The following is an 18,281-nucleotide window of genomic DNA, read 5'->3' on the forward strand; positions in this document are numbered from 1 at the left end:
AGGATGTCGTCAGTGGCGGACTATTGCCAGCGGACTACAGTGAAGCAGAACTTCGAACTCGTCCTACTTTGTGGTCCGACTGATGAACGACCAAACGTTTTTGATCCTTGGCGGCAGTCACGGAATTGGCTTCGGAATCACCGAACGACTGCTTCGTCGAGGCGGATCGGTTGTGGTCGTCTCCCGCACTCGCGGTCAACTCGACCAGCTCGATCCTTCGCTCGCGGCGGGATTGACGCATCAGGTGGCCGATGTGACGACCGACACCCTCGACACGTTCACGTTGCCCGAGCGAATCGACGGACTGGCCTATTGCGTCGGCTCAATCGGGTTGTCGCCGCTGCGGATGACCAAGGCAGAATCGATGCGTCAAGATTTTGAGTTGAACGTGATTGGGGCGACGCGTGTGATGCAGCGTGCGCTGCCTGCGTTGAAATCCGCCGACTCATCAAGCGTGGTGCTGTTTAGCACCGTGGCGGTGGGCCGAGGCTTGGCCATGCACACCGCGGTTTCTGCGGCCAAGGGGGCCGTCGAAGGGATCGCCCGCTGCTGGGCCGCCGAGTTGGCACCGCATGTTCGCGTCAACTGTATCGCACCGGCACTGACTGACACGCCGCTGAGCGAGCGTTTGCTGTCCAGCCAAGCCAAACGAGATGCGATGGCAGCGGTTTACCCGCTTGGCCGGATTGGCCACGTGGACGATAGCGCGGCAATGGCCACGTTCCTGCTCTCGGACGAAAGCAGTTGGATCACAGGCCAAGTGATCGGCGTCGATGGCGGATTGTCACACGTGCAAAAGTAGAGCCCTACAATGGGCGGTCGCCAAGCCGTGCCATCTGCTTTGGTACTACCTCGATGCTTTCGTAGCGGTGCAGCGCGAGCCGCCCGGTCAAAATCGAACGTTTTACTCGCCGCAACCGGACAAGGCCCCGCGCCGTGCCGCTAACCAACCATAGATGGCATTCATTGGGTGGTAGGGCGCAGGCGACGGGCAGCATGTCACAGACTAAGCCGCCGCAGGCCCTTGGCTAGCGTTTGGCGAACACGCGTTTCAGTTCATCGAGGCTGGTCAATCCGCGAGCCACCGTCAACACGGCCTCGGCCTGCATGCCGCGATGCCCTTCGGCCTTGGCAATCTTGTTCAATTGACCAATGTCACGTGTCTTCAGCACCGCGGATTTTAATTGTTCGCCGGGAACCAGCAGTTCAAAGATCGCGATACGTCCGAGATAGCCGCGTCCTTCGCAAACATGACACGGCGTGATCGGCGCAGGCCGTCCTTGCTCGTCCACCTGCTGTTCGATTGGCGGAGGCACGAAGGGTTGAAACAACAACGCGACACGCCCCGGTGGGATCCCCAATTGAGCCAACAATTGCGGAGGCGGCTCGAAACCAACTTTGCAATTATCGCACAACCGCCGAGCCAATCGTTGACACAAAACCGCGTTGGTTAGCTTGGCAACCTCTTTGGACGAATCTTTGTGTTTCGAAACAAACTGCACATAGCCTTCCATCGCCGAGGACGCATTCATCCGCGTCATCAAACTTTTTTCGGTGTTCTCGACATGGTGAGCCGCGATGGCCAACGATTTTTCATCAGGCAGATCGGGAAACATCAGCACATCCGGTTCTCGCAAAATCAATTTGCTGACCAAATCGCTCATCGTTAATCCCGTGTCCCCACCGTAGAAGTTCGGGTTCACGTTGATGATGTCCGGCTCGGGGCGTGATTTTTCTTCGAACGATTGGAAGTCACGAATCAGCCGATCGGCAGCGTTGACCGTGACCACCCAAGTGGTCGTCAGCCCCTCGCCTTTGGGCGCGGTGATCAGCACCATGTTGCCACTGGAGTCGAGTTTCTCCTTGAGCGTGGCGAACATTTTGTCACGCATGCCAAGATCGGCAAGTTTTTCGAACGGAATCTTCTCCGATTCAATCCGCGCCAACACCCGCTCGCCCGTCGGAACGCCTTGCGATTGTAACGAAAGCGTGAATTTCTCTTTGGCGACCTTCAGCCCTAGTTTGCCAGATTGGGCGCTGCGTCGATCGGCAGGATTCAATAAACACAATTGCTTCAGCGCGTAGAGCATCGCGTCGCCGGTCTCGCGATCCAGCGGCGGCAACTGCTCCCAGTTCCCGTCGATCTGATAGCGGATTGCACAAGCCGCCTGAGAGAAGTCCATCAAAACGTGCGTCGCTCGTGACTGGATCGCGTGCGCCAATTGGCCGCCTGCGATGTGATATCCCGTGCCTTGTCGAGTCGAGATCAGAAGCGCCTGCGCCTCGTTGCGATCACTGACTTTGGGAACGAACTCAACAGGTGCAACTGTTTGCCAAAGTTGGATCGGAGCTTCTGGTTCAGCCATGAGAAAAGTTTGAAGTCAAAAAAGAGGTGATGAATAACAGAGTCAATTGCCGCATGAATGCCGCGGAAAAACGAATGGAACGCCGGTCGCGGCGGGCCGCCCCATCGAGCCCGCGAACCACCAAGGATCGGGGCAGCCCGTTGGCGGCTGCCGACCGTTTGGCTGGTCTTACAGAATCCCCGGCGCCTTAACATCGATGCCTTTGAGTGCCATTTTAAGGGACTCTTTATTTGGCGCGACGGCAAACGCAGTAGGTCGATCAATCAATTCGTCATCGATCAATTGCTTCAAACTCATGGTAAAGTCTTGCATGCCGTCTTCGGCCCCGATGCGAATCGCATCGGGCAGTTTATTGTCGTGGCCTTCGAGAACCAATTTGCGAATCATTGGGTTGAACGTCATCACTTCGACGGTCGGAACCCGAGGCACGCCCGGCCGAATACTCTTGAGCAGCTTTTGTGAAATGATCCCCTTCATATTGAATGCGATCGCCGAGCGGATGGCGTTGTGCATTTCTTCGGGGAACAAGTCCAAAATACGGCCAATCGTTGTCGAAGCACTCGCAGCGTGGATGGTCCCGAATACCAAGTGACCGGTTTCTGCTGCGTGGATCGCCGTCATAAACGTCTCTTCGTCACGAAGCTCGCCCACCAGAATGATGTCGGGGTCTTCACGTACCGCATGCTTCATCCCGATCGAAAAGTCTTTAACGTCTTGCCCGATTTCACGTTGGTTGATCAAACACTTGTCTTCGGTGAACATGAATTCGATCGGGTCTTCCAGCGTCAAAATGTGCTTCCGATAGATGCTGTTGATGTAGTTCAGCATCGAACCGATCGTCGTACTTTTTCCCGATCCCGTTACCCCGGCGATCAAAATCATGCCTTGTTCAAAGTGACACAGCTGCTCGACCGAATCGGGTAGAAACAAACCTTTGAAGTCGGGAATCCAGTTGCTAATACGGCGAGCGACCAAACCGATGCTGCCGAGCGCCTTGAGCATGTTGATACGAAAACGCCATCGAACGCCATCGACTTCGCACTGATACGAAAAGTCGGCACCGCCCTCTTGTTCGAAAATCAACAGGTTTCGGTCATCCATCATCGGCATCAACAGATCGACCATCTCTTCGTTTTCGATCGGTGGTCGATTCAGCGGCTTCAACTCGCCGCGGACTCGCACCATCGGCGGTTGCCCGGTTTTGAGATGCAAGTCCGACCCTTCGAGCTTGACCAGGGCACGGAAGATCTTGTCGACTTCCAGTTCCTTTTTTTCCTGCAATAGCGTCGATTTGAGACGGGCGATGACCGCTTCGCGAGAACTATCCAAAGGAGCCGAAGCTGTCGGGGGGGCCGAAGATTTATGTGACATTTGGGGTATCGAACCACAAAAATGGAAACGGACAGGATGTGGCAAACGTCAAGACAACGTGAACCGTCAAGAAAACGAGAACCACAGAATGCTAGTTTAGCAATCGGTCTACCACTGCATTCTAGGTAATTGCCAAAAGCACTCAACACAACATTTTAAGGGTGAATCGATTCAGGTCATTCGCGTTGTGACGCGATTTCCGGTACGTCGTTTCCTTCGGGCTGGCCCGCATGGAGAATCGCAGCCCCACCAACGGTATTGGATGGGATCAAGGGTGCCACGCATTTCGTAGCGAAACCCGTGGACGGCTTGTTGATTTAATGAAGTTTCCTTCGGCAAGGGGTGCATGATGGACTTTCTAGTCCGTCAATGGCGTATTCGACGGACTAGGAAGTCCATCGTACGACTAAATCAACAAGCCGTGGACGATCCGTTGATTTAGTGTGCCGTGGGCCGTAAGGCTAATGCTGTCTACGTTCGCACTAACCGGGTGGTTTTATCGCGGTGCGGAGGGAGCGGCCTGGTCAAAATCGAACGTTTTACTCGCCGCATCCGGACGGGGTACTCGCCGAAACCGCTACCCGAAGTAGATGGCGTGGGCAGTAAGGCCGCGGGTCGTGCGTGGGACCCGGCCGCTGACGCGTCGCGGCTCAGTAAATCAACACGCCGTCAAGAATTTCGGGGGAGGACGGAACCTCGGCTCGCTAGAAAGGCAGCTAAACAAGGTGAAGGATTTTCGAGTAGCTACCTTCGCCAGAAGGTGGGGAATTCGGTCGGGACGCTGGCAATCCACGCTCTGGCGAGCGTCGCTATGGATCGAAAGTCTTGACGACTTCCGCTACGGGAGCCATGACGCAACGCTATAACCCTTACAATCCAGCCCTACATGACTTTGCCGGACAGGTAATCTGGGTGGTTTTTGGAATATAGGCAGTTTTTTTCATTGTTTATTCGTGATCTACAGATAAACTCTGATGAAGATAAAAATTGCAGAGATCGAGCCGGGGGGCGTCAGGCGATCCAATTTTGCGAACCCATGGAATCGAACAACTTAATATTTAGGGCTTTTACGATGCGTTTCACGAGGATTTTCACACTTTCGGCGGCTGCCTTGCTGTGCGGTGCCGTGACAGCTCCTGCCCATGCGTTCATGGCGGCTGAAGCCAAAACGGTTGCAGCAGAAGGATCGCTGGACGTAGGACAACTGGTTAGCGAATTGAATGAATTCGTCGCCAGCGAAGAGAACACATGCGAACAGAAGCTGATTCGCGTCAACGAAGCAATCGTTGCCGTTGACCGACTTTTGGACGCCGGTACCAACAACGAAGCAGATTTGTTGGCTGTCCGTGATGAATTGTTTGAAATTCGCCGCAGCTTGAAGTGCAGCGATGAATTGCTAGCTCTTTATCCCGTCGGCGACATTGCTGGTCCTCCGATTGATGGCGGATTCATCGATGGCGGCTTCATCGACGGTGGATTTGCCGATGGTGGCTTCGCCGACGGCGGATTTGTCGGTGGCGGCGGACACCACTTTGGCGGTCATCACTTTGGTGGTGGCGGCGGTGGAGCTGGTGGCGGCGGTGGCGGTGGCGGCTTCGGCTTGCTCGCAGCCGGCGGAATCGCAGCAGCGATCGCAATTCCTTTGGCCACCGACGACGACGAACCAGGCACTCCCGCATCGCCTTCGGGAATGTAGTCCACGACGAAGAACGTCTGTTTTTGACGCAGAAAACAACGAAAAGCCCGCTTGGTTTGATCCATGCGGGCTTTTTTCGTTATCCCTAGTTTAACGGTTGCTGTGTTCCGATTTCGCGTTTACTCGTACATTGGCCGATACTGAACCGGGAAAGGTCTCCCGTACCCACGGACGAAATTTTCGTCGAATGCCGCTGACGAGGCACCTCTGCACTCCAGCGAGACTCGAAACCAGAACCGATTGATAGCCGCAATGGATGCGAACCAGTCCCCGGACCCGCTGCCGACGGATCAGCCCACCGAGTCGCCTCAGATTCCGCCGCAACCGCAGCGAGTTTCTGAGCGAAGATCGCAACCGCCTACCGCATCGGTACGATCCGATTCATCGTCCCGCCCGGCGACGACCGACACCATCCAACCAATGCGAACGTCGCGTTCAAAATCGTCTCGCGACAGCTACCGAACCAACCAACCTCGTTCACACGCGTCGTTTGATCGAGCGCGAATCCCGCTTCACCTTGCCCGTGCCGTGACGCTGGCCGCGTTGGTGTATACCTGTTGGCGGTTTGGCGGAACCGATGCAATCACCATCCAGCACACTTCGATCTTGGTCTTGATTGCGATCGTATTGACGATCGTTTCGAGGAAATGTTTGCAACCGATCACCGCGTCCGCCGTGATGATCCTTGTCCTTGGATCGTCATGGTTGGCGTTCTCTGCCGTTCAATGCGTGCCCATGCCACGCTCGTTGGTTTCCGCTATTTCTGCTGGGGTGTTGGACGACACGACGCAGTTCGCGGACGTTGCCATCGCTGAGCTGACAAGCTTCACCGACAAGCACGAATCAAAGTCGCTCGGCGCTGAAACGTACGATTCACCCAATCCCGCTGCTGATACATCCCTACAGCGGCCGTTGACGTTAAGCCTCGTTCCTGCCGCCACGCAGAAAAGGCTTGCGTTGCACTCCATTGCGTTGGCCTTGTTTCTGCTCGCGGCGCTGCTGTTTCCGGGGCGGCATAGCCGAAAAATCCTGGCATGGACCCTCGTGCTGAACGCAGTCTCTCTAGGATTCTGGGCCATTCTGCAACGAGCATCGGGAACGACTGAACTGCTGATCGGCTTTTCCCGAGACGAAGTCATCCTTCCGTTTGCAACGTTCATCTACAAGAACGCGGGCGCCGCGGCGGTCATCCCCGGCTTAGCCGCCGCCATCGGCATGCTGTGGGTCGCATTGATGAAACACCACGACCAATTTGGTGGGCGACGTCGGCAGGGAAGAAGAAACCCGGCAACCTCATTCTCAAACAGCGGAGTCTCACGCAGCCAGAGTTTTTACAATTCGGCCCCACTTTGGACACGACCGGGCATTGTCGTGCTGGTGCTGCTGATTTCGTTATTGACCGCCGCCTTATTGATCTCGGCATCTCGCGGCGCGCTGGCGGCGACCGGTTTAAGTTTGTTGTTGATCCCTGTGTTGATCCCTTTGAAGCTTCCTGTACGCAGCTATGCGGTGCTCGCGAGTGTTTTGTTTTTAATTTCGCTGAGTGCCATTGTCGCCGGAAAGCTACATCCCACGCTGCAAGCCGAAACCGATCGCTTGGACCGAGACGCAATATCGACCGACGGAAGGTGGACTCATTATCAAGAGGCCGGTCGCACGGCGGCGAAATTTTTCCCCTTTGGAAGTGGCGGCGGCACCTATGGATACGCTCACTTGGACCAGCAGGTCGAGAACACCAGCGAATGGTTTCGTGAAGCCCACCAACAATTCTTAGAAACGCTGGTCGAGTATGGTTTGCCAGGAATCACTATCGCATTGATCACAATCGTCCTGTTGGTGCGGCATACCTACCAACTAGCGCGGCGAGGGTACTCGTACGATCGGCGTGGTTGGGGGATCGCGGGATTGATTGCGTTGTTTTCGATCGCGATTCAGAGCACCGTTGATTTTATCATTTTGATACCAGGCGTCCTTTTTTCGCATGTCCTATTAGCGGGCAGCGTCAGTGGAGTTGAACAAGACGTCTCGAATGCCCAGCCACACAAAACGCGGGTCCCGAATGCTCGCGTAGATGGCGACAAACCGGCTGCAGCATCATCGCAACATGGAACCAACCCTCATCTGGCGGCAACCGGAATGTTCGCCAAAGCCACCTCGCTGTTTCGCCACCCGATGACCTGGGCCGCACCGATGTTGGGGATCGTTCTTTTCGCTTTTGTGGTGTTTCGCCAGGAAACGATTTGTAATTCCGCGATCGAAGAAACCAACACGCTGATCGTTGATTACCAACCCACTGCCGAGGAAGTGTCTCGCAATGAACGTCTGCTGGACGAAGCGATTCGGATCCGTCCTCAGCGTGCGGACCTGTATCACCGCCGGGCCGTTTGGCGAACGGTAAAGTTCCGCTTGGCGTTGCTGGAACATGGCAAAGAACAAGGTCATTCGATTGATTGGCAAGCCACCTATCCCGAGACATTTTCTCATGCGTTGCATCTACTGCCGCCCGAGTCGGCAAACGAGATTGTCAGCGAGATCCATTCCGCCCCCAAACTCGCCAATCATCTTGTCGACATTGCCAATGATTTGAAGCAATCGATCGTTCACAATCCGCTGAACCCACAAGTTTACCTCGCGGCGGCGTTCTTTGCGCCGCAGATGCAAACGGACGAAAAACGATGGCTCGAAGTGTTGGTTCCGCTCTCGAAAAGCAGTCGTCCGATCCAATTCGCCAACGGTTTCTTAGCGTATTACCAAGGCGACAAACCGACACTGTTGGATCAGTGGAACGGCGCTTTGTTTCTTAACGACGACTATCTCGAAGCGATCATGATGCGTGCAGAAACGATCCTGACACCGCGGGAAATCGCCGAGCAACTCGTGCCAGCACGCCGTTCAGAGGTTGCCTTGACGATCTTGCGGCGGAGCAAACGAGTGGGCGCCTCATCCAAATTTTTGACGGAGCTTTGTGATTTTGGTTGCCAACGGATCGAGCAAGACCCATCGCTAACGGCGGCTGAAATAAGTTCGCTTTGTGCTCAATCGCATGAAACGATCGATCAGTACGAGATCGCCGGCAACCATTGGAAACAAGCGGTTCGAAACGATGGACTGAACTCGCAGTATCGACTGCATTACACACGAGCACTGATCGAAACCGGTGATCTAGACGAGGCGCTCAAACAAGCCTCGCTGGGAAAGGCATCGGAGCCATCCAATCGACAGTTCCATGATTTGATCGATGCAATTCAAAAGCGTTTGAAAGACGATTTCGAACAACAAATCATGAAATCGAAGCTCTAGCTAACGCCGCAACTAGGATCGAGTTGCGCCGCATCAGATGCATCCGCCTGCCATCAGTGTGTTGTCAGGCGGGGTCGATCCACAAACTTTGCGCAATCCTCTGGATGCGATTGCGCCCTCGGTCAACCTTTCGGCCTGGCTTGATCAAGCGGCAACACCGCGTCCTTCTCTGCGGCTTTCGCCCTCCCTGTCCGGCGTTGCCCCTGGTTGGCGCTCATTGCCCCTCACTGGCTCTTTCTTATTGCCCCTCGTTGGCCCCAGTTGCCTGGCTGAACGCACACCCCCCCGCCGATGTTATCCACACAACCCGTAAAGCTGGCAGAGAGCAATCGTGCGTCACAAGGCAGACGAACTGAATTTTAAGGCAATGCTTACGAGTCGTTACCCCCGCCGTCCGAATTTAGAAGGGAAGCATTTTTTCTGTCGATGACTCTGAATCGAATCTCTTTAGCGTTTACACCAATACAAACAGGCGAGTTGATGACGTCCCATTCAACAGCGGAAGCGAATTCCCATCTGCCCCAAATCGAAGTCGATTTGATGGGGACCCTGTTTCGACGATGGCCTCACTTGCTCGTTGGCATTTTGGTCGGCGGCACGCTCGCACTGATCTATTTCTTTGCGACCGAGCCTCTATACGAATCCAATATCGAGATTTTGGTTGGACAACGGAACTCGGAATTAGCCACCAGCGGTACGTCGTCCACTGCGTCGGCAACCGGGGATTCGATCCAAGAGGACCAACTTGCCACGCATATGCAGTTGCTGAAGAGTCGCCACAACCTTCACGCGGCCGTGGAACGAGAGAACTTGGGACAGTTCGCCTCATTCCAGAACGCTGCAAAGAACGAACTGTCAGCGGTCGATTACATCCTGGAAAACCTGGACGTCCAGCGAGGTGGTGAAGGTTCGGCTCGCGATGCAATGGTGCTTCGGGCAACGTTTCGCGACCCGGATCCCGCGGTTGCGGCCACGGTGTTGACCGCCATTTTCGAAAGCTATCGTGACTACGTTGAATCGCACGGCCAAAACAAAACCAAAGAAGCGATCACGTTGATCGAAACGGCTCAGAAGGAACATGAACAAGAGCTCGATAACGCCGATCGCGAATATCGCGAGTTTGTGAAGTCTGTACCGGTATTGCTCGAAGGCGACCGTGTCCGCGATGTGCATCGCGACCGATTGGCAGACCTCGAAGCCGAATTGAACCTCGTTCGTTCCGAGCTTGCCGAATCCTCATCACGTCTGGAAGTGATCGAAAAGTTCCTCGAGGAGGAAGATGTCAACGAGATTGGCGACAACGCTCACCTTGCGCTGCTGAGCCATAAGGAAGTCGAGCGTTTGAAGCTGTTTCTTGACATGACCCGTGGCGAAGTGCAATCCGAAGCGTTCCAGGCGGAGCAGCCGGCACGTCAAGAGGTCGCCAAAGCCCAGTACACGATCCTGTTGGAACTGCTTCAAAAAGAACGCACTCTCGCCGAAGACTTTGGTCCCGGCCATCCGTTGGTCGCAGCGACGCGTCAAGAAATCGAGGTCATCCAGCAGTTTATCAAGACCAACGCCCCTGAGGCGGCTGTGATGGCGACCAAGAAACTTGACCCGAGCGAGATGCTTAAAACCTATGTTTTGCTGCTTCGCAACGACATTGCCGAACGAGAAAAACGCAAGGAAATTTTGACTGCCGATGCGGAGGCTGAGCTGTTGTTGGCCAAAAGCATTGAAGCGGACTTCATGACCGGCACCGCGCTGAAGGCAAAACTGAATCGGGCACAGTCACGTTACGATGAAGTGATTCGCCGGTTGCATGAAATCAACTTGGCAGGCTCCTACGCCGGCTTCTCGACCGACCTTTTGTCGCACCCTGAAATCAACAAAGAACCTTGCTGGCCTCGGCTTCCTTTGGTGCTTGCCATCGGCGGGATCCTCGGACTTGCGATCGGCACGACCTTCGCCGGATTGAGCGAGTTTTTGGATGCGACTTTCCGTGATTCGAACGATCTCGAGCAATCGCTGCGAGCCGGCGTCATCGCTCATATCCCTCGCATCGACATCAAACAAGTCAAGAAGCAGATGGACGACGAAAGCCGATTGGCTCCATCGTTGGTGGCGTTCCACTCGCCACGATCGTCCGAGGCCGAAGTATACCGCGTGGCAAGAACGTCGCTGCTGGTCAAGAACCGCCAACAGAACTCTCGCACCTTGATGATGACCAGTCCTCATCCTGGTGACGGAAAATCGACCACGATTTCGAACCTTGCCATTTCCTTGGCACAAACGGGTAAACGCGTGTTGTTGATTGATGCCGACATGCGGCGTCCGGTGATTGCAGGCCTGTTTGGGCTCGATGGGGAACCGGGGCTCACAAACGCCTTGTTGGATTCAACCCAATTCGACAACTGTATCCAGCAAACTCCGATCGAGACGCTTTCGGTGATGGCGCACGGAACGAGAACTTCCGAGCCTGCCGAGCTGCTCGAATCGTTTCGACTCAGCGGTCTGCTACGAACATGCGAACAACGTTTTGACATCGTTTTGGTCGACGCTCCTCCGCTGCTAGCGGTCGCAGACCCCGCGATCATCGCACCGCAGGTCGACGGTGTGTTGATGACCGTCCGCGTGCTGAAAAACAATCGCCGCAGCGTCGAGAGGGCCGGAAACGTACTCGAAGAAATCGGCGTGACCCCCACCGCGATCATCGTGAACGGTTCGGACGCGGAAAGCAAAGCGTACGGCTACTCCAATCACTATCGATCGGAAGAATACAGCTACACGCCGTACTACCACGACACCTACGCGGCGAGTGATCCTCAGCCCAATTCGATCCGTCTACAAGGCGTGTCTAGCTCACAAACCGTGCAACCGGCAAAGCTGATGTCACGTTCCTAAATTCCGTAGAAAGAGTGAAAAGAGTTACCGGCAAATCGCTGGCAATGTGGAAAGATTCGGTGCCTCGTTCTGATAGTGGTTACAGCGTTTAGAACGTCGAAAGTTAGGTTGGAATATGCAAAAAGTTATCCCTCGAGCCAATCTGATTTGTTTTTCAGGAACTGATCCCCGCGCTTCGATAACGACTGATTTTATGAGTACATCCGCAACGCCTAACGAATATCTGCTAGAGCCGGCGAAGCAGGGGATCGATCCCCAGCCCGAAAGCGTCCAGCTGCAGCAGATCATCGAGCGACACACCGGAAAACCACCAAGTCGTGAGTTAAGTCTGACTTACATATGGCAGGTCGTGTTGACCGCGAGTCCGTTGTTGATGGTCGACCTACTGGTAACGGCCTGCTGCTTAGCTGCGTCCACCTTTTTGGTTTGCAACATCGCTGGAACGGATCCCTACTCAGGATTCTGGAAACAGCTTCCCGCCGTATTGCTGTTACAGTCGGCGTTATTGTCGCTGCATGGAGTGTATCCCGGTGCCGGACTGAACCCCGTCGCGGAGCTCCGCGGCTTGATTCGATCCACCATCATCAGCTACCTGGGACTCACCGGCCTGAACGTCATCCTAGGTCAGCTACCTCGTTTGGAAGCGACGATCTTCGCGACTTCCGTGCTGATCACCGTCCTGTTATTGCCACTTGCCCGCACTTTGTCGCGGTACATGATGGGGCATTTTTCGTGGTGGGGAATCCGGGTTTTGGTTGTCGGTGAAACCGAACAGCGAACCATCACCTGCCGAAAACTCATCAAACACCACGAATGGGGCTATCGTCCGGTCGGTGACTTCAAATGCACCACGTCGCTACAGCCGGAAGCATCCGATTTGATCGATAGTGAACGGCATGATGATTTGGTTGAAATCGCGCGTCGAAAGAAAGCACCCGCGATTCTCATTTGCCCCTCGCCGGACCGTTATGAGTTGGTGCGACGATTGGTATTCCAGATTCCGCGAGTGGTCGCGTTCGGCGATGCAGAGTCCCCCGATTACACTCGTGCCTCGTCGCACTCGACGCATACCTACACCACCGAATTCAATTTCCCGCTGTTGCATTTCGGGCCGCGTTTGCTGAAACGTTTTTCGGATATCGTCGTTAGCTTGATCGCCTTGGGGCTGTTCGCGGTTCCAATGGGATTGATTGCACTGTTCATCAAATTGAAGTCACCCGGCCCCGTATTCTTCGGACACAAACGCTGTGGACAACATGGCAAAACCTTCCGAGCATGGAAGTTTCGTTCAATGGTTTGCAACGCCGACGAAGTCCTTCAGCAATACCTGCTCGAGCACCCTGAATGTCGTGCCGAATGGGAACGTGATCAAAAGCTAAAGGATGACCCACGCGTGATTCCCGGGGTCGGCAAAATCATCCGCAAATGGAGCCTGGATGAACTTCCGCAATTCTGGAACGTGTTGGTTGGACAGATGAGTTTGATCGGCCCTCGCCCGATCGTCGAATCCGAGATCTCGAAATACAGTGATCGCTACTACGACTATTCCCACATGACTCCGGGCATTACCGGGCTTTGGCAAGTCTCGGGGCGAAACAACACGACGTACGAAGAACGCGTCGCGTTGGATCGTTACTACGTTCGAAATTGGTCCATTTGGTTGGACCTGCTGATTCTTGCGAAAACCCCCGCTGCTGTGCTGACCAATCGAGGCGCGTACTAACGTCCAATTCGCATGTCGACCATGCTATCAGGAAACGATCACCACGATGGATCATAAAAACCTTCGTATTGCCCTTGCACACCATTGGTTGGTCGGCATGCGCGGTGGTGAAAAGGTGCTCGAACAACTCTGCAAGTTGTTCCCTGATGCACCGATCCATTGCTTGGTATCGGATCCCGAAAAGCTTAGTGGCATCCTGTCCGAGAAGCGGATCGTGTCGTCGGCGTTGCAGCGTGTCCCCGCCGCGACGCGGTACTACAAACACCTGTTACCTCTGCATTCAATGGCGATTGCGAAGATGCGAGTCGACGAGGGGACGGACGTGTTGATCAGTTCCGATGCGGCATTGATCAAGGGCATTTCTGTTCCCGAGGGGACCCTGCACATTTGTTATTGTCACTCGCCACCGCGTTATTTGTGGGAGATGGGCGAGGAGTATCGTCGCAGTTCCGTGGCCGCTCGCTTAGCACTGAACGCATTTTCGAATCGACTGAAAGCGTTCGACTATCGCGCAGCCCAAAACGTGACGCAATTCGTTGCGAATTCCGAATTCGTTGCCGATCGCATTCGCAATTACTACGATCGCGATGCCGTTGTGGTCAACCCTCCGGTGGATGTCGATGCGTTTGTCCCGAATCGACCTCGCGAAGCTCATTATTTGGTCGTGTCCGAATTGGTTCCCTACAAGCGGATCGACATTGCGGTCAAAGCCTTTGCCGCACATCCCGATCGACGTTTGGTTGTGATCGGCGACGGCAGCGAGCGAACGAAGCTTCAGCGGATCGCCACTCCGAACGTGACGTTCATGGGACGGCAACCCTTTTCCGTCCTGAAGGATCATTACGAAACCGCTCGCGCGTTCATCTTTCCTGGTATCGAAGACTTTGGCATTACACCGGTCGAAGCGCAGGCTGCCGGATGTCCCGTGATTGCGTTTCGCAAAGGGGGCGCAATGGAAACGGTTCGCGAGAACGAGACGGGCATCTTTTTTGATGAACAATCGCCGCAAGCGTTGGCGGAAGCAATCACCGCGTTCGAAACCGCTCAAATCACCTCGGACCAATGCCGACGAAACTCGGAACGCTACACGGAATCCATTTTCCGTGACCGCATGAAGCAAACCCTCGACGCCACCCTGGATCAACATGGCGTGAAGACGGGTGCGAGCTGATGGGCGCCGTCGTGGCAAAGCACAAGCCTCGCGCAGGGCTTCGCGCGCACTCACTCGCAGTGCTGGCGGGGCGAGTGTCAAACATGTTGCTCACCGCAGCATCCGTGTTTGTCCTGACCCGCGTGATGGGGCAATCCGAGTTTGGTAGCTTCGCGGCTGTATTTGCAATCACTCAAGCTTCGGTTCTGGCGGCCGTTTTCGGTCTCGACCAAATCGTGATCCGCGAACTGAGCAAAACGAGTTGCCCGAGCGTCAAACGATCGATCGTTTACCGCTACCTTTCCGCGTCCGTCATCCCCATTGCGTTTTTTGCAGTCACCACCGGAGTGGTGTTTCACCTGTTTGGCGATGTGTTTGTCGGTCAGCCCGTGTCGCTAATCGCGGTCCTTGCCATCGTACTTTCGACGGTTGTGCGAGCGCTGACCCAGCTGATCGGTGAGATCTGTCGAGCACTCGATGATCCTGTGGTGGCGAGCCTGTGTAGTGGACTCGGCGGCGGCCCTTTGGCGATGGCGATTTTCCTGGCCACCTGCGTACTGATCCGTTTTAATGACACGATCCAGTGGGAAGCCGGCGTTTGGATCCACGCCACCGCCGGGCTTGTCACCGCGACATTCGGTTTGGTGTGGATTACCGCGCTGCTGCGTAACCCGGCATCCCCATCGGCGACGGACGCCGAGCAACCGGTAGGAACGAGGCAATTCGAGTCCGCATCACTGCGGCAAATGCTGTTCGACTACGGTTTTCCCGTGTTTTTGGCGTCTGGCTTGGGATATGTTTGTCAGCGTTCGGACATTGCGATCGTTTCGATCTTAGGAACCCCGATCGATGTCGCGTTGTTTGAAGTCGCCACTCGGTTGGCACTGTTGGCGGCACTGCCGATGGGAATTGCCAACACGATCCTCATTCCACGTATCGGTCGGCTGCTGAAGGAGGCACCGACCGAGCTCGAGATCCTGCTTCGCACGGGCGCCTCGATCGCCACGCTGATTTCGTTAGTGGCGTGCGGATTCTTTTTATTCGCTCCCGAACCCATTCTTCGCATTGGATTTGGCCAAGAGTACGTTGCAGCAGCCCCGCTGCTGATCGCGATCCTTCCCGGTTACCTCGCCTTCGTGCTTAGTGGCGCCTGCGGCAACGTGTTGATCCAAGGCGGACGCTCGTGGTCGGTGGTGATCAACTCGCTGCTTTGTGCCATTGTCGCATCAGTGGGCGGGGTTTCATCGTGGTATTTCTTTGGCGCTATCGGAGTCGCCGTGACCACCAGCATTACGATGATCCTACAGAATTCAATCAATTGGTGGATCGCGTATCATATTTTTGATGTCAAAACACAAGCCTATTGCTCTCCGAAAAAATTCTTCCAAGGCATTCAAAAGATGATGGACATCTTTAGCCTGAGCAGATTAAAGGAGACCTCATGATCTCTACACAGCAAAATCAACCATCGCACGCGGATCGATCCATCGATCAAGCGGCATTGCCAAATTGTTTTATCATTGGTGCCCCCAAATGCGGCACGACTTCGTTGTACGAGTTTTTGGCGACGCACCCTGAGGTTTGTTTTTCCCATCCAAAGGAACCGCTTTTCTGGGCGACTGATTTTCCTCAGGCGTACACGCTTTCCATTCGTCCCGCTAAAACGCAGCAAGAGTATCTCGCACTGTTCAAATCGAAAAACGCGAGTTCAAAACGAATCATCGCCGAAGCAAGCACTTGCTACTTGATGTCCGAGGTTGCAGTTCAAAACATCCTGAATTTCAATCCTAAGGCGAAATTCATTGCCATGTTGCGTGACCCCGTCCAACTGGTTCAGGCGTGGCATAACGAATTGGTGTACAACGGGCTCGAACCTGAAACCGATTTTCAAACTGCATGGAACTTGCAGGGGCCGCGTCGGAACGGCCAACATTTACCCAAGGTGTGTCCAGTTCCCGAGTTTTTGCAATATGGGCGAGTCGGACGATTGGGCGAACAGTTACAGCGTGTCAAGCAAACCGTTCCCGCCGATCAATTGCTGCTGATCCATTCGCGAAACCTTCGCCGTGACGCCGAACATGAATGTCGTCGTGTGCTTGATTTCTTGGGTCTATCCGCCTCGGGGCCGCTCGAATTCCCGGTCGCAAATGCGTCAAAGCGAATGCGTTTTCGATTCCTCGCGACCCTATTTTTCCACCCACCGGCAATATTAGAGAAACCCACAAAATGGATACGGCGAGGCTTCGGCGCGTTGCCTAAACCGCTGCGAGGGATGATCGATCAAGCCATCCGCCCGCGAAACGAGAAGTCAAACTTGGAACCATCGTTTTCTTCGGAGTTGAAGGCATACTTTGCGGAGGACTTACGACTTTTGAATGAGATCACCGAACACGATTTTCGATAACGGGAATATGTCCCGAAACGATGGACTCTCGTGTTACCGCTAGGTTCGATCCTCTTTCCATTCATCGATCGTCCAGAATGTCTTCGTCTAACCCTCTTCCGAATCGTCCTAAAACGTCTGCGGAATGGTTTCTCGGACTGCTTTTGCAACCTGGATTTAGCTTCCTGCCCGCCTTGGTGATTGGCGGTGTTTTCTGGGCCAGTGCACCTGACAATGGTGCCTACGGATTCATGCATCCCACCCAGGTTCAGCTGCCGTCGCTGCTATTTTTCATTGGTTTCTACGTGGCGGCAATCCTTGCTGCGACGCTTGGCTCGATGCTCGGCCGCCGCATCGGAACACGACTGCAACATATTGGAAACGGCCCGACCGCGTTCCAGAACGCTTATTACGTGTTCACGGCGATTGCGGCGAGCGGGGTTTTATTGGCGTGGCTCAAGGTGCTTTCGGTCGCTCCGAATGTGATTCGCGATTTGGCAGAGCTAAACGGAAACGCGATGAAAATCGCACTCACCGAAGATTATTCGGTCGTCTACTCGCTGCGTTACGCCGCGGGTCCTGCCGCCGGCGTTGCACTTTTCCATCGGCTCTCGCTACGTCCTAAAGCAAGGATGACGCGGCTGTGCGATTGGATCAACCTTGTGGCGGTACTTTTGGGCGCGGCACTCTCTCAACGAATGCTGATCACGCAGGCGTGTTTCGTCGCTGTGGGATGCCACCTGCTTGCGTTACCAGAACGCCGGATCTCATGGAAAAGCATGCTGATCCCGGCAGGCTGCATCCTGGTGATCGCGACCGCGATGACCTACGTGCGAAACGCGAACTTTTATGCGGATCGCTACAACGTCAAGACTCCGGCGGGCGTGATGCAGGTTCAAATCGCTCGTTACCTTGCGGCGCCGATGCAAGTGTCATTGTCGGTCAGTCGGTTTGCCGCCTACCGCGACAGCGACGCGGCGCACCACAGCAATATGAAATACCTACTACTTCCGACGTTCTTGCACGACGAAAGCCGCAAGACCGATTTCTCGGGCGGCGTGGGTGAACAGTGGTACCTTGGATTCACCGACGTCGACAAAACATTGACCACCAACTCGGCGCTCGCAGAAATCTATCAAGATGCGCAGGGCAATACGTTTTTGTTTGCCTGCATCGCCTTTTTCCTGTTTGCGGTCATCGCCACCGGGTTGATCCAATTGAAGATGTTCGTCAGTGTCGCGGGATTGATGCTGCTGTACAGTTTTGCAGAGATATGGCGTGAGTATCAGTTCAACAACGGGTTGGTCTATTTCCAGCTAGTCGCAATTTTGGCTGCAACGGTCATCGGCATTGCCATTAGCAATCTGCAGACGATCAAATTGCGTCGTTACCAAACACGCTGAGGG

11 protein-coding genes are annotated in these 18,281 nt (G+C 54.7%); 9 read left to right on the forward strand and 2 right to left on the reverse strand.

Going from position 1 to position 18,281, the window contains the following annotated elements; translation table 11 throughout:
- Nucleotides 1-82: 82 nt before the first annotated feature.
- Entirely contained in the window at nucleotides 83-802 is a 720-nt protein-coding gene (locus tag ABEA92_RS01415) for an SDR family NAD(P)-dependent oxidoreductase (protein WP_345681976.1), read from the forward strand.
- A 226-nt stretch (nucleotides 803-1,028) separates the two neighbouring features.
- Here the strand turns inward: ABEA92_RS01415 and ABEA92_RS01420 are convergent, their stop codons facing one another.
- Nucleotides 1,029-2,366: an ATPase, T2SS/T4P/T4SS family gene (locus tag ABEA92_RS01420; RefSeq protein WP_345681978.1), complete on the reverse strand. Its 1,338-nt coding sequence runs from the start codon at nucleotides 2,364-2,366 to the stop codon at nucleotides 1,029-1,031.
- 168 nt (nucleotides 2,367-2,534) lie between these two features.
- Nucleotides 2,535-3,737, reverse strand: a complete 1,203-nt coding sequence (locus ABEA92_RS01425; protein WP_345681979.1) for a type IV pilus twitching motility protein PilT — start codon at nucleotides 3,735-3,737, stop codon at nucleotides 2,535-2,537.
- 1,126 nt (nucleotides 3,738-4,863) lie between these two features.
- Here ABEA92_RS01425 and ABEA92_RS01430 point away from each other — a divergent pair.
- The 8 genes from ABEA92_RS01430 to ABEA92_RS01465 all read left to right on the forward strand — a co-directional run bounded on the left by ABEA92_RS01430 (nucleotide 4,864) and on the right by ABEA92_RS01465 (nucleotide 18,278).
- Nucleotides 4,864-5,433, forward strand: coding sequence for a hypothetical protein (locus ABEA92_RS01430; RefSeq protein ID WP_345681980.1), 570 nt, complete (start codon nucleotides 4,864-4,866; stop codon nucleotides 5,431-5,433).
- Between the two features lie 252 nt (nucleotides 5,434-5,685).
- A complete protein-coding gene (locus tag ABEA92_RS01435; RefSeq protein WP_345681982.1) occupies nucleotides 5,686-8,733 on the forward strand; it encodes an O-antigen ligase family protein in 3,048 nt (1,015 codons plus the stop codon).
- A gap of 480 nt (nucleotides 8,734-9,213) precedes the next feature.
- Nucleotides 9,214-11,619, forward strand: a complete 2,406-nt coding sequence (locus ABEA92_RS01440) for a GumC family protein (RefSeq protein ID WP_345681983.1) — start codon at nucleotides 9,214-9,216, stop codon at nucleotides 11,617-11,619.
- A 193-nt stretch (nucleotides 11,620-11,812) separates the two neighbouring features.
- On the forward strand, nucleotides 11,813-13,342 hold the full coding sequence (gene wbaP / locus ABEA92_RS01445; RefSeq protein ID WP_345681984.1) for an undecaprenyl-phosphate galactose phosphotransferase WbaP: 1,530 nt from the start codon (nucleotides 11,813-11,815) through the stop codon (nucleotides 13,340-13,342).
- Between the two features lie 46 nt (nucleotides 13,343-13,388).
- Nucleotides 13,389-14,513 (forward strand): glycosyltransferase, encoded by a 1,125-nt coding sequence (locus ABEA92_RS01450; protein ID WP_345681985.1) that lies wholly within the window; start codon nucleotides 13,389-13,391, stop codon nucleotides 14,511-14,513.
- A complete protein-coding gene (locus ABEA92_RS01455; protein WP_345681986.1) occupies nucleotides 14,513-15,937 on the forward strand; it encodes an oligosaccharide flippase family protein in 1,425 nt (474 codons plus the stop codon). The genes ABEA92_RS01450 and ABEA92_RS01455 overlap by 1 nt, the downstream gene beginning before the upstream one ends.
- On the forward strand, nucleotides 15,934-16,896 hold the full coding sequence (locus tag ABEA92_RS01460; protein WP_345681987.1) for a sulfotransferase family protein: 963 nt from the start codon (nucleotides 15,934-15,936) through the stop codon (nucleotides 16,894-16,896). The genes ABEA92_RS01455 and ABEA92_RS01460 overlap by 4 nt, the downstream gene beginning before the upstream one ends.
- A gap of 77 nt (nucleotides 16,897-16,973) precedes the next feature.
- A complete protein-coding gene (locus ABEA92_RS01465) occupies nucleotides 16,974-18,278 on the forward strand; it encodes a hypothetical protein (RefSeq protein ID WP_345681988.1) in 1,305 nt (434 codons plus the stop codon).
- Nucleotides 18,279-18,281: the final 3 nt, after the last annotated feature.

It is taken from the genome of Novipirellula caenicola, assembly GCF_039545035.1.
In the GTDB taxonomy this organism is placed as follows: domain Bacteria; phylum Planctomycetota; class Planctomycetia; order Pirellulales; family Pirellulaceae; genus Novipirellula; species Novipirellula caenicola.

What these genes read in the sequence shown, in the direction of transcription:
- ABEA92_RS01415 (WP_345681976.1), top strand. Translation starts at nt 83, where the DNA reads ATGAACGACCAAACGTTTTTGATCCTTGGCGGCAGTCACGGAATTGGC.
- ABEA92_RS01420 (WP_345681978.1), bottom strand. Translation starts at nt 2,366, where the DNA reads ATGGCTGAACCAGAAGCTCCGATCCAACTTTGGCAAACAGTTGCACCT.
- ABEA92_RS01425 (WP_345681979.1), bottom strand. Translation starts at nt 3,737, where the DNA reads ATGTCACATAAATCTTCGGCCCCCCCGACAGCTTCGGCTCCTTTGGAT.
- ABEA92_RS01435 (WP_345681982.1), top strand. Translation starts at nt 5,686, where the DNA reads ATGGATGCGAACCAGTCCCCGGACCCGCTGCCGACGGATCAGCCCACC.
- ABEA92_RS01440 (WP_345681983.1), top strand. Translation starts at nt 9,214, where the DNA reads ATGACGTCCCATTCAACAGCGGAAGCGAATTCCCATCTGCCCCAAATC.
- wbaP (WP_345681984.1), top strand. Translation starts at nt 11,813, where the DNA reads ATGAGTACATCCGCAACGCCTAACGAATATCTGCTAGAGCCGGCGAAG.
- ABEA92_RS01450 (WP_345681985.1), top strand. Translation starts at nt 13,389, where the DNA reads ATGGATCATAAAAACCTTCGTATTGCCCTTGCACACCATTGGTTGGTC.
- ABEA92_RS01455 (WP_345681986.1), top strand. Translation starts at nt 14,513, where the DNA reads ATGGGCGCCGTCGTGGCAAAGCACAAGCCTCGCGCAGGGCTTCGCGCG.
- ABEA92_RS01460 (WP_345681987.1), top strand. Translation starts at nt 15,934, where the DNA reads ATGATCTCTACACAGCAAAATCAACCATCGCACGCGGATCGATCCATC.
- ABEA92_RS01465 (WP_345681988.1), top strand. Translation starts at nt 16,974, where the DNA reads ATGTCTTCGTCTAACCCTCTTCCGAATCGTCCTAAAACGTCTGCGGAA.